The organism is Pseudomaricurvus albidus (assembly GCF_018863235.1).
GTDB classification, from domain to species: Bacteria; Pseudomonadota; Gammaproteobacteria; order Pseudomonadales; family Cellvibrionaceae; genus Pseudomaricurvus; species Pseudomaricurvus albidus.
Genome location: NZ_JAHKRS010000002.1, coordinates 538,082 through 550,737, shown reverse-complemented (window position 1 = coordinate 550,737; position 12,656 = coordinate 538,082). Strand labels below are relative to the sequence as shown.

Genomic DNA, 12,656 nt, shown 5'->3' with positions numbered 1-12,656 from the left:
GAATACAAGCGTCGAAGGGAGAAACAATGGGCACCCTCAAAACCAAAATCAATACTCGCTCCGCCGAATTTAGCGACAATACTGAGCATATGCAGGCCCAGGTTAACGACCTGCGAGACAAGCTTGAAACCATTAAGCTCGGAGGCGGAGAAAAATCCCGTGAACGTCATGTGTCACGGGGCAAGCTTCTGCCCCGTGATCGAGTTCAGGCGCTTCTGGATCCCGGCTCTCCCTTTCTGGAGCTGTCTCAGCTGGCTGCTTATGAAGTCTATCCAGACTATGTACCCTCGGCCGGCATCATCACGGGCATTGGCCGGGTGAACGGTCAGGAGTGCGTCATTGTTGCCAACGACGCCACCGTCAAAGGGGGTACTTACTACCCTCTGACGGTGAAAAAACACATTCGTGCACAGACGATTGCGCAGGAAAATAATCTGCCCTGTATTTATCTGGTGGATTCCGGCGGAGCCAACCTGCCCAATCAGGATGAGGTTTTTCCCGATCGCGAACACTTCGGTCGCATCTTCTTTAATCAGGCCAATATGTCAGCCCGCAACATTCCACAAATTGCGGTGGTCATGGGATCCTGTACCGCGGGTGGTGCCTATGTGCCCGCCATGGCTGACGAGTCCATTATCGTAAAAGAACAGGGAACCATTTTTCTTGCCGGCCCACCACTGGTGAAGGCGGCAACCGGAGAAGTGGTATCGGCCGAAGAACTGGGTGGTGCCGATGTGCATACCCGTATTTCCGGTGTCGCTGATCATCTGGCCCAGAACGACAACCATGCTCTGCAACTGGCACGGCAATCCATTGGTCGCCTGAATCGGGTCAAACCGATTCAAAGTGATATTGCCCCGGTGAAAGAGCCTCTCTACGACAGCAAGGAAATCTACGGCATCATTCCCAAGGACAGCCGTCAGCCCTACGACGTACGCGAAGTGATTGCCCGGGTGGTAGACGGTTCCGAGTTTGACGAATTCAAGGCCCAGTACGGCACCACTCTGGTGTGCGGCTTTGCCCGCATCTATGGCTACCCCGTAGGGATTGTTGCCAACAACGGTATTTTGTTTGGCGAATCCGCACAGAAAGGTGCTCACTTTGTCGAGCTTTGTGGCCAGCGAAAAATTCCTCTGGTGTTTCTGCAAAATATCACCGGCTTTATGGTGGGCAAGCAATACGAACACGGTGGCATCGCCAAACACGGCGCAAAAATGGTAACCGCTGTTGCGTCGGTTCAGGTACCCAAGTTCACTGTACTGATCGGCGGCTCTTTTGGTGCGGGTAATTACGGCATGTGTGGCCGCGCCTACGATCCACGCTTCATGTTTATGTGGCCCAACGCCCGCATTTCGGTCATGGGTGGCGAACAGGCGGCCGGTGTTTTGGCCCAGGTCAAACGGGATCAGAAAACCAAAGCCGGTGAAGAGTGGAGTGCCGAAGCCGAAGCCGAGTTCAAACAGCCGATTATCGACACCTACGAAGCACAGGGGCATCCATATTTTGCCTCCGCCCGACTGTGGGACGATGGCGTCATTGATCCGGCAGATACCCGTATGGTGCTGGGACTGTCAATTTCTGCCAGCCTGAATAAAGAAATTGAAGACACCAGGTTCGGTGTTTTCAGAATGTAATCAGGGCGGGAGCAATCATGAACACAGTAGTGACTCACATTGATGACCGCGGCATCGCCACGATCACCATGAATAACCCGGACAAACATAACGCATTTGATGACATCATCATTGCTGAATTGACTGCAGCATTCCAGCAGGTGGCCAATGATACGGCCGTACGTGTTGTCGTTCTGGCATCAGAAGGAAAGAGCTTCTCTGCCGGCGCGGATCTGAACTGGATGAAACGCATGGCCGGCTACACCCACGCCGAAAACCTGCGCGATTCACACGCACTGGCGGAAATGCTGCGAACTCTGAATTTCATGCCCAAGCCAACCATTGCCCGAGTTCAGGGGGCCGCGTTCGGTGGCGCCGTCGGGCTGGTCAGTTGTTGCGATATGGCGGTGGCATCTCCTCGCGCCAGTTTTTGCCTGAGTGAAGTCAAAATCGGATTGATTCCTGCAACCATCAGTCCCTATGTCATTGCCGCTATTGGTCAACGAGCTTCCCGTCGCTACTTCACCACGGCAGAGCGTTTCAGTGCCGACACGGCCCAACAGCTGGGTCTTGTCAGTGACGTGGTTGAAGCCGAAGCACTGGATAACACCATCGAACAACTGATTTCCCAATTGCTGGCCAACAGCCCAGCCGCTGTTAAGGCCGCCAAGCAGCTGGTGTTTGATGTGGCCGATCGGGTTATCGATACACAACTGATTGAAGAGACCTGTACCCGCATTGCCGACATTCGCGTCTCAGAAGAAGGCCAGGAAGGACTTGGTGCGTTTCTGGATAAACGCCAGCCTGCCTGGATTCAGGCATAGATGTATAAACCAAACGAATTCAGAGAAGACATATAACGATGAATATCAAACAGTTTAGCAAGATCCTGATTGCCAACCGCGGAGAGATTGCCTGCCGCGTCATCCGCACTGCCCGCAAAATGGGTATTCGCACCGTCGCCGTATACAGTGATGCCGACCGTGATGCACTGCACGTCGCCATGGCCGACGAAGCCATACATATCGGCAGCGCCCCCTCGCGGGAATCCTATCTGGTTTTTGAGCGCGTCATTGACGCCGCAAAGAGAACCGGCGCCGAAGCCATCCACCCCGGCTATGGCTTCCTCTCGGAAAACGCCGCATTTTGTAACGCCTGTAAAGAAAACAACATTGTCTTTATTGGCCCACCCGTGGGCGCGATTGAAGCCATGGGGTCGAAATCTGCCGCCAAACAAATCATGGAAAAAGCCCAGGTACCTTTAGTCCCGGGTTACCACGGCGAAGATCAGAGTCGCGATATACTCAAACAATCCGCAGACGACATGGGCTACCCCGTGCTGCTCAAAGCGGCCGCCGGTGGTGGCGGCAAAGGCATGCGACAGGTCTGGAAAGAATCAGAATTTGATGAAGCGCTGGCAGCCGCCAAACGCGAGGCCATGAACGGCTTCGGCGACGACCACATGCTGGTTGAAAAATACCTGACGCAACCACGACATGTGGAAATCCAGGTGTTCTGTGATCAACAGGGCAATGGGGTTTATCTGTTCGAGCGCGACTGTTCGGTACAACGCCGGCATCAGAAAGTCATCGAAGAAGCACCCGCTCCGGGCATGACCGAAGAGCTGCGTGCGGCCATGGGCGACGCAGCTCTGCGAGCGGCTCAGGCCATTGACTATGTCGGTGCCGGCACGGTGGAATTCTTGCTGGATGTCGACGGTTCCTTCTACTTTATGGAAATGAACACCCGCCTGCAGGTAGAGCACCCGGTAACCGAAATGATCTCCGGTCAGGATCTGGTGGAGTGGCAACTGCGGGTAGCCGCCGGTGAACCGCTGCCCCTCACTCAGGAACAACTCAAAATCAATGGGCACGCATTTGAAGCCCGAATCTACGCCGAAGACCCGGACAATGATTTTCTGCCAGTCACCGGCACCCTGTCTTACTTGCAACCACCGGCAACCAGCGAACATGTTCGTGTGGATACCGGAGTATTACAGGGTGATGAAGTCAGTGTGTTTTATGACCCCATGATTGCCAAGTTGATTGTCTGGGACGAGAACCGCGAAAAGGCCCTGCAACGCCTCACCAAAGCCCTGAGTGAATACCGCATCAGCGGCATGACCACCAACATCGATTTTCTCTACAACCTGGCGAGCAGCGCACCGTTCCGCGAGGCACAACTGGACACAGGTTTTATTGAGAAACATCACAGTGTCATCTTCCATGACGCACCACAGGACATCGAGCAGGAATTACCTCTGGCTGGACTTTACTTGGTGCTGAAACAGGCCCAGACGGCGCAGCAACTGGCACTGCACTCTGTGGATGCCACGTCCCCCTGGAACGCGACCAATAGCTGGCGGGTCAATGAGCCTCATTTGCACAACTTCCGTTTGCGCTTTCACGACACAGAATACCCTGTCGTGATTGAAGAACACACATTGCACAGTAATGCAGCGACGACCATTCGTTACAGCATCAGTACTGCCGATAAAACCGTAACCGCCGAAGGTCGTCTTGAGAACGATACACTCTCTGCCAATATCGACGGCTATCAGTTTAAAGCCAACGTAGCCGAACATCAGGACGTTCAAGGCATCAGCTACAGCCTGTACACCCAGGACAGTGCTTTGAATTTTTCGGTGGTCACTGCGGATCTGGGCGACTTCGACGGCGATACCGGTTCCGGCGGTCTCACCGCGCCCATGAACGGTACCATGGTCACGCTGCTTGTCGAGGCGGGCAGCAGCGTCAAAAAAGGCGACGCCCTGCTGGTGATGGAAGCCATGAAGATGGAGCACACCATCCGCGCACCTGCCGATGGCGTAGTGGAGGAATTTTTCTTCCAGGCCGGAGAGCTGGTTGACGGTGGAGCCGAGCTGGTAAAATTTGCCACAGAAGACGCCTAATCCACATTTGAAGTAACAACTGCGAAGCACTTGTTAACAGGGAATTTGATATGTCACTACCCAAACACGTCCGCATCGTCGAAGTTGGTCCTCGTGACGGACTGCAAAACGAGAAACAACCGATTGATGCTGCCACCAAAATATCGCTGATAGAACGCCTCGCGGACTCAGGCATTGTTCATATCGAATCCGGAAGCTTTGTGAATCCCAAATGGGTACCACAGATGGCGGGCAGTGATGAAATCCTGTCCGATGTCCAGCGCAAGGACGGTGTGGTTTACTCTGCACTGACCCCCAACATTCAGGGATTTGGCCGCGCAGTTCTTGCCAACACCGACGAAGTGGCCATTTTCACGGCCGCTTCCGAGTCCTTTACCCAAAAGAACATCAACTGTTCCATTGCCGAGAGCATCAAGCGCTTTGAGCCGATTATGGAGGAGGCGAAATCCCGCAACATGAAAGTTCGCTGCTATGTCTCCACCGCTCTGGGTTGTCCCTATGAAGGCTATGTCGACCCGGTTAAAGTCGCAGAGATTGCCAGGCAACTCTACGATATGGGCTGCTACGAAGTTTCCATCAGCGATACGACAGGTGTAGCCACCCCGGCCTCGACACAACGCGTGCTGGAAGAATGCCTGAAGCTAATCCCTCTGGAAAACCTCGCAGTGCATATGCACGATACCTACGGACAGGCTCTGGCCAACATCCTGATGGCGTTGCAAATGGGTATCAGTGTTGTAGACAGCTCTGTAGCCGGCCTGGGCGGCTGCCCTTATGCCAAAGGAGCATCAGGCAACGTCGCAACAGAAGATGTTGTGTATATGCTGAACGGCATGGGTATTGAAACCGGTATTGATCTGGAGAAACTGATTCAGGCCGGTGATTATATTTGCCAGCACCTCAATCGCGACAATGGATCCAAGGTTGCCAAGGCATGGTTATCCAAGCAATAACCGATACGCCTTCACAGACAGCTCCTATCAACAGCCCCAGACCTTAGCATCCCTGGTCTGGGGCTGTTTGTCCGAGGTGTGCTATTCTTGAGTCCAGAGATCGACTCAGAGAATACAGCTTCAGGCCAGCGCATGCCCAACACCTCTCCCACCTCAGAAAATCCAGAAGAATCCCACAGCTATCAGGCCCTTAAAACGGTGCTGAACAGCCTGGATGCGCTGGTGTATGTTGCGGACATGGACACCCACGAAGTGCTGTTTTTTAATGATTATGGCAAGTCGGTCTGGGGCTCATCGGCCAATAAAAAATGCTACGAGGTCTTACAGAAAGGCCAGAACTCTCCCTGTGAATTCTGTAGCAATCCCAAATTGGTCGATTCAGCAGGCAACTCCACCGGCGTTTACGTCTGGGAATTCCAGAATACCCAGAATGGCCGGTGGTATCAGTGTCGGGATCAGGCGATACGCTGGACAGATGGACGCCTGGTGCGGATGGAGATAGCCACAGACATTACCGAACGCAAAGCAATTGAGCACGAACTGAAACTTGCCAAAGCGAAAGCCGAAGAGCTGGCCGACACCGACGAGTTGACTGGCATCCATAACCGTCGGGCTTTTTTCAATTATGGCAACAAGCTGATTCAACAAGCCCGGCGCACTGGCCAACCGCTGGCGGCCATCATGTTTGACATTGATCATTTCAAAGCCGTCAATGATCAATGGGGTCACGCAGCGGGGGATAAGGCACTCGTCACGTTGACCAAAGCGGTTGCACGCGCCATAAGAACTCCCGACCTGTTTGCCAGACTGGGAGGTGAAGAGTTTGCGATTCTCTTGCCCAATACACCTTTCGAAGATGCACACAAACTTGCCATGCGCCTGAAAGAAAACATTGCTGACCTGCCAATAAAGGCCGGAAACGACCAATTTTATTGTACCGCCAGCTTTGGTTTGACCTGTGCACAATTTCCGCCTCACACACCATCATTCGCACAGGGTTCAGAGTCATTGAGCCTGGATGTCCTGCTACAACGCGCCGATGAAGCCTTGCTCGAGGCAAAGAAAACAGGGCGAAACAAAGTGTGTGAACATCTGACCAGTTAAAGCCCCGATAACCGGCTTTCTGGCTCATGGCCAGCAACAGGTTTTTCGTGAAACCGTCATACCCCATTAATCCTGCCCTGCTGGAAAATTCTTCATTCCCTTCTATGCTTTGATTTCCAGAGCAGAGTTCTAGTGGCACATAAACGCAACAATACACTCTGCGGTGTTGCAATTGAAATACCAGACGGACCGGGAAACGAATCATGAAAGTATTTAACCACTTGCTATTTAAATCCATTTTTAGCCTCGGGATCATAACTCTGCTGTTTACAGCCAATGCCTTTGCGCAATCCAAAAAACCCAACATCCTGGTAATTTGGGGTGACGATATTGGCTGGCAAAACCTCAGTTCCTATGGCATGGGAACTATGGGCTACACGACACCGAATATTGACAAAATTGGCATGGAGGGCATTCGTTTCACCGATCATTACGCCCAGCCATCTTGTACAGCCGGCCGTGCAGCCTTCATAACCGGGCAGTACCCCATCCGCTCAGGCATGACCACTGTCGGGCAGCCAGGAGATAAACTTGGCCTGCAAAAAGAATCACCGTCTCTTGCCGAAGTCCTTAAAGATGCAGGGTATGCCACAGGTCATTTTGGCAAAAATCACCTGGGTGACCGCAATGAGCATCTGCCAACGGTGCATGGCTTCGATGAATTTTTCGGGAACTTATACCATTTGAATACTCAGGAAGAAGCTGAACAAAGAGATTATCAACGCTTTGGCAAAGCTTATTCCGGAGACCTGGAAACCTACGAAAAGAAATTCGGCACACGCGGTGTGATCCATTCTTACGCAACAAATTCAGTGGATAATACGGTAGATCCTCGTTTCGGCAAGGTCGGGAAACAAAAAATCAAAGATACTGGCCCACTGACTCAAGAGCGGATGAAAAACTTTGACGAGGGTGAAGTGATTCCCAAGGCCGAAAACTTCATGAAAAAAGCCAAGGAAGATGGAAAACCCTTCTTTGTCTGGCTAAACACGTCCCGCATGCATCTTTATACCCGTCTCAATGACAAGTGGCGCTATGCAGCAGAAAAATACACCTCGGAAGCCGATTACCATGGTTCCGGAATGCTTCAACACGATCACGACATCGGCCTCGTGCTGGAATTCCTCAAAGCCAATGGTCTCGAAGAAAACACCATTGTTTGGTATTCCACCGACAATGGACCAGAGCATACTTCCTGGCCCCACGGCGCCACTACGCCCTTCCGCGGTGAAAAGATGACGACTTACGAGGGCGGCATTCGTGTACCATCAATGGTGCGCTGGCCCGGGGTCATCAAACCCGGTCAAATACTTAATGGCATCCAGGGCCACCAGGACATGTTTACCACGCTTGCCGCAGCCGCTGGTATCAACGATGTCGCTGAAAAAATGAAGTCACAGAAAAAGCAGTATATTGATGGCGTTAACAATCTGCCGTATTGGAAAGGCGAGTCAGACCACTCCGCTCGTAACGTTATTTTCCATTACTATGAATCCAAACTGACGGCCGTTCGTATGGGCCCCTGGAAGTTTCACTTTTCGACCAAAGAAGACTACTACGCCAATGTGGTTCCCCTCACGGTACCACTGGTCTTTAATATTCGCATGGATCCTTTTGAAAGCTATTCCACAGCCGACGCCTATGGTCACTTGATGCAAAAAGTTTCCTGGCTGATTCAACCGATGGGAGAGTTGATGGGACAGCACCTTCAGACCCTGAAAGAGTACCCCCCCGTCCAGGGTGGAAAATCTTTCGACATGTCCAATGTGGTTGAAGAATTCGTCAACAAGTCCAAGCAATAACCGGAATATTAATCAACAACACCCGCTTTAAAAAAAAGTTTGGCTTAATTTTTTTAAAGCGGGTAAACCCCGGTTAAGGTCGGAGTGCCCCCTATTCACACCCTATCAGTCACCTTTTGGAACAGCGTTGTCCAGCCATTAGTTTCAATTGCCAGCTGACTTCCTTATGATGGCGGCCCGAACTGTGTTCTGCAGTTCCAGCTTATTCCACAGGAAGAACCATGTCCTATCCCGTCAAATTATTCAGCATTTCAATAGCCTTTGCCTGCGTACTGTTAGCATTAAACTTTGGCCTCCGTTCTTCGATGGGTTTCTTTATGGCACCTATCTCGGATGAATTTGGCTATGGACGGGAAGTGTTCGCCTTTGCACTGGCATTACAAAACCTCTTTTGGGGGTTATTCCAACCCCTGGCCGGAGCATTTTCTGATCGCTATGGCACTCTGAAAGCACTGATCATAGGCGCCGCACTCTATGCCCTGGGACTTTACGTCACAGCCACTGCCGATGGGGTCATGGGACTGAATCTCGGTGCAGGTTTGTTGATGGGCATGGGCATTTCCGCTACCGGCTTTGGCGTTGTGCTACCCGCCATGGCCCGTATGGTCTCTCCGGAGAAAAGTGCTTTTGCGCTGGGACTTGGCAGTGCTGCCGGTTCGGCCGGACAACTGCTGGTGGTACCCGTTGCACAGGAATTTATCGCTGCATACGGCTGGAGTAATGCTCTGCTATTGATGGCTCTGTGCGCACTGGGAATGGTTTTGTTAGCCGGCCCTTTTCGCCATGAACAAACGGCAGAAAACACATCGACAACGGAATCCTCACAAACGATGACGGAGGCATTGCAGGAAGCTTTTGTCTATCCACACTATTGGCTTATTGTTGTCGGCTTCTTTGTCTGCGGTTTTCAGCTGGCTTTTATTACCGTACATATGCCCGCCTTCTTATCCGATCAGGGCTTTCCCTCCGACGTTGCTGTGGCCAGTCTGGCATTGATTGGTTTGTTTAATATTTTTGGCTGTCTGCTGTCTGGCTCCTGGTCCGGTCGCTACTCGAAAAAACTGCTGCTGACCTATATATACGCCCTGCGGGCACTGGCGATTGCGGGGTTTATGCTGTTGCCTGTGACGCCCGCATCCGTTTATGCCTTTTCCATTGTCACGGGTCTATTGTGGCTGGCCACCGTTCCTCCAACTTCAGGTCTGGTTGCACAGCTGTTTGGCTTTAAATACATGGGACTGCTTTACGGCATCGTCTTTTTGAGTCATCAGCTGGGGTCTTTCAGCGGTGTCTGGCTGGGCGGCTATTTGTACGATGTAACGGGGTCTTACAATGTTGTTTGGTGGGCCGCCTGTTCCATCGCTTTGGTCACCGCGGTTATTCACGTATTTATTGATGAGCGCCCGGTGATACGTCTGAGAAAGCAAACTGACATGGTCGGCGCCGCTTAAACAAACACAACAACCAGGCATTCCTGCACTGTGGCGAGTTCCTGTACCCTCGCCACAGCGGCAAGCTTATCCCAGCCGCTCACCGAAGAGCTTCAACAACCGACTCCATGCCCGTTCAGCCTGGGCTTCGTTATAGACTGCTGAGTCTGGTGGACACCAACCGTGCATGGCACCTTGGTAGACTTCAATTTCAGCTTCTGCCACAGCAGCATCAAACGCTTCCCTCAACACCGTTTTCGCCTCTGGCTCACGTTCGTCATCATTTTCCGCAATCGCTATCAGGAAGCCCGCGTCTATTTTCGGAATCAATAAATGCGGGCTGTCTGTCTGATCCGTCACCAAACCACCGCCATGGAAAGATGCCCCCACCCCGACACGCTCTGGCATGTCCGCGGCCATTCTGAACGTGTAGGATCCTGTCATGCAATACCCCATCACACCCAGCGGCCGGCTGGTATCGACTGAAGGTTGCTGATCCAGAAACGCCACAAAAGCCCGCCCATCCGCAACACAGGTGGCTGGCGAGAGGGTAGCGGCCTGCTCTCTTGCAACAGGAAACAGTTGAGCCCGCAATTCCGGATCCACCACCATCACATCTTCCGGCACTATCTGCTCTTGGCGGGTTCGGTAATAAGGATTCACAACCAGAACCGAGTAACCAGAGGTTGCCAAACGCTTGCCCATCTGTCGGTAAGACTCCCGTATCCCAAAAATATCGGGCCATAAAATGACCCCGGCATGGCTGCCCTTCGCTGGATAAACAAAGTAGGCATCGGCTTCACCATCCGGCGTTTTAATCACGACCGATTGCTCTACCACATCCTTTGTCTGAGCGTAGCTGGGTATGATTGCAGCCATAGCCAGACCTGCCCCCATTTTGTTAAACGTACGTCGATTAATGCCTGTGGAGTGCAGATATCTATCCGCATCCCCCATGGTTAACTCATCACACATAATGGCCTCCCCCTGTCTTGTGAATAGGATATACCCTCTAAGAGATATAACGACTCGCCGGAATAATCAAGTTTTCAGGCTTTCAGCCGCCTGTCAGATTCTTCACATTACCGCCGCGACACAACTCAATGCCTCGGGCTTGCGGATTCCACTCTCTTAGGCACCACTGATTTCCGGAATGCTGCCCCTGATTGCTAACACCCCGAACATTGTGCTTCATGGGCAACGCCAGGGCGCAAGCTTCGACGGGGTTGTTTTTTTCAGTTTTTCACTGGCTGGGCTCGCCGTACTCGGCGTAGCCATCCCTGATTTCACTGTACCTTTACCCGGTCCTGTAAGGTTTTAGAAACCAAAAGTGCCCAATCCATTGAGGCTATGGCAGAATACAGCCCACAATCCATCCGTTTTTTTACGACACAAGAGGCAATCATGCGCAAGACCAAGATTATCTGCACCATTGGACCGGCTACCGAAAGCTACGAGATGCTGGAAAAACTGGCTGAAGCGGGTATGAGTGTTGCGCGCCTGAACATGTCCCATGGCAGCCACGAGTCACACGCAGAAGTCATCAAGCGCATTCAGACCCTGAACACCAAACTGAAATATCCGGTCGCTATCCTGCTCGACACCCAAGGCCCCGAGATTCGCACCGGTGAGCGCGACAGTAATCTCAATCTGAAAAAAGGCGATATTATTTCTGTCGTCGCCCGCTCATCCGAGGATGTGGAAGAAAACTCTCTGATGGTTAACTACGAAAACCTGATTACCGACATGCAGGTCGGTGACCGACTGACGGTAGATAACGGCCTGATCAATCTGGAGATTCTGGAAAAAGACCAGCGAGTGATGCGCTGCAAGGTGGTCGATGGCGGTGTGTTAAAGAGTAAGCGCCATGTCAATCTGCCGGGCATCCGGGTTAACCTGCCAGCCATCACCGACAAGGATCGCTCGGACATTCTCTTCGGGTTGTCCATGGATGTTGACTTCATTGCCCTGTCGTTTGTGCGTGAAGCAGATGACATCGCGCAATTACACCAATTGATGGATGAAAAGAAAGACAAGGTCAAAGTCATCGCCAAGATCGAAGACCAGGAAGGTGTCCGCAACATTGACGACATCATCGACATTGCCGATGGCATCATGGTCGCCCGTGGCGACTTGGGCTGCGAAGTAGACTTCTGGGAACTGCCCAACATCCAGCGTCGTATCGTGCGCAAATGCGCCCAGAAAGGTAAACGTGTCATTGTGGCAACCCACTTACTGGAGTCCATGATCGAAAACCCCATGCCGACCCGCGCAGAAGTCACAGACGTCGCCAATGCAGTTTACGAGGAAGCCGATGGGATTATGCTTTCCGGGGAAACCACAGTGGGCAAATACCCCATCAAGTGCGTCGAAAACATGTCCAAAATTGCCACCAGCATCGAACGTCACCGGGGGCTGCGCTTTACCGATGACCTGTTGACCGACAACCCCAAACAGAATCTGGCGGCAAGTGCTGTGCATCTGGCGGAATCTCTGCCAGCCAAAGCCATTGTGGTGATTACCCGCCGTGGTCGCATGGCCAATTATGTGACCAACTGCCACCCGATTCTGCCCAGCATCCACGCCTTTACCAATGACGGTCGCACTCGCCGCCAGCTGGGGCTGAACCGCAACGTTTACGCTCACAAGTTGCAATTCAGTAATGATCCGGAAAAAACACTCAGCAAGGCATTCAACATCTTGCTGGAGGAGGAAGGATTCCACGAAGGCGATCAGGTCGTGGTGATTTCTGATGCGCTGGGCGTGTCTGGCAGCGGTCTGGATGCGATTCAGGTGCGCGAACTGAAAGCCTCTCAGGACTGATTCAGACTCAAGTACCGAAT

General features: G+C 52.3%; 10 protein-coding genes. 8 read left to right on the top strand and 2 right to left on the bottom strand.

Annotated features, from left to right (window positions below):
* Positions 1 to 26 precede the first annotated feature (26 nt).
* The 7 genes from KOI40_RS05890 (at position 27) to KOI40_RS05860 (ending at position 9,834) form a co-directional block, all read left to right on the top strand.
* Positions 27 to 1,634, top strand: a complete 1,608-nt coding sequence (locus tag KOI40_RS05890) for a carboxyl transferase domain-containing protein (protein ID WP_216096514.1) — start codon at positions 27 to 29, stop codon at positions 1,632 to 1,634.
* Between the two features lie 17 nt (positions 1,635 to 1,651).
* On the top strand, positions 1,652 to 2,437 hold the full coding sequence (locus tag KOI40_RS05885) for an enoyl-CoA hydratase/isomerase family protein (RefSeq protein ID WP_216096513.1): 786 nt from the start codon (positions 1,652 to 1,654) through the stop codon (positions 2,435 to 2,437).
* A gap of 38 nt (positions 2,438 to 2,475) precedes the next feature.
* Positions 2,476 to 4,524: an acetyl-CoA carboxylase biotin carboxylase subunit gene (locus KOI40_RS05880; RefSeq protein WP_216096512.1), complete on the top strand. Its 2,049-nt coding sequence runs from the start codon at positions 2,476 to 2,478 to the stop codon at positions 4,522 to 4,524.
* Between the two features lie 50 nt (positions 4,525 to 4,574).
* Positions 4,575 to 5,477 carry a hydroxymethylglutaryl-CoA lyase gene (locus tag KOI40_RS05875; protein WP_216096511.1) on the top strand — a complete coding sequence of 301 codons (903 nt, stop codon included), beginning with the start codon at positions 4,575 to 4,577 and terminating at the stop codon, positions 5,475 to 5,477.
* Positions 5,478 to 5,609: 132 nt separating this feature from the next.
* Positions 5,610 to 6,581 (top strand): GGDEF domain-containing protein, encoded by a 972-nt coding sequence (locus KOI40_RS05870; protein ID WP_216096510.1) that lies wholly within the window; start codon positions 5,610 to 5,612, stop codon positions 6,579 to 6,581.
* 203 nt (positions 6,582 to 6,784) lie between these two features.
* On the top strand, positions 6,785 to 8,383 hold the full coding sequence (locus KOI40_RS05865) for an arylsulfatase (RefSeq protein ID WP_216096509.1): 1,599 nt from the start codon (positions 6,785 to 6,787) through the stop codon (positions 8,381 to 8,383).
* 221 nt (positions 8,384 to 8,604) lie between these two features.
* A complete protein-coding gene (locus tag KOI40_RS05860) occupies positions 8,605 to 9,834 on the top strand; it encodes an MFS transporter (RefSeq protein WP_216096508.1) in 1,230 nt (409 codons plus the stop codon).
* 66 nt (positions 9,835 to 9,900) lie between these two features.
* On the opposite strand, the gene KOI40_RS05855 is transcribed toward KOI40_RS05860, so the two are convergent.
* Both KOI40_RS05855 and KOI40_RS05850 read right to left on the bottom strand, forming a co-directional pair.
* Positions 9,901 to 10,788, bottom strand: a complete 888-nt coding sequence (locus KOI40_RS05855) for a dienelactone hydrolase family protein (RefSeq protein ID WP_216096507.1) — start codon at positions 10,786 to 10,788, stop codon at positions 9,901 to 9,903.
* 82 nt (positions 10,789 to 10,870) lie between these two features.
* Positions 10,871 to 11,008 carry a hypothetical protein gene (locus KOI40_RS05850; protein ID WP_216096506.1) on the bottom strand — a complete coding sequence of 46 codons (138 nt, stop codon included), beginning with the start codon at positions 11,006 to 11,008 and terminating at the stop codon, positions 10,871 to 10,873.
* A 209-nt stretch (positions 11,009 to 11,217) separates the two neighbouring features.
* Between KOI40_RS05850 and pyk the strand changes: the two genes are divergently transcribed.
* Positions 11,218 to 12,636 carry a pyruvate kinase gene (gene pyk, locus KOI40_RS05845; protein ID WP_216096505.1) on the top strand — a complete coding sequence of 473 codons (1,419 nt, stop codon included), beginning with the start codon at positions 11,218 to 11,220 and terminating at the stop codon, positions 12,634 to 12,636.
* The last annotated feature ends 20 nt before the right edge of the window (positions 12,637 to 12,656 follow it).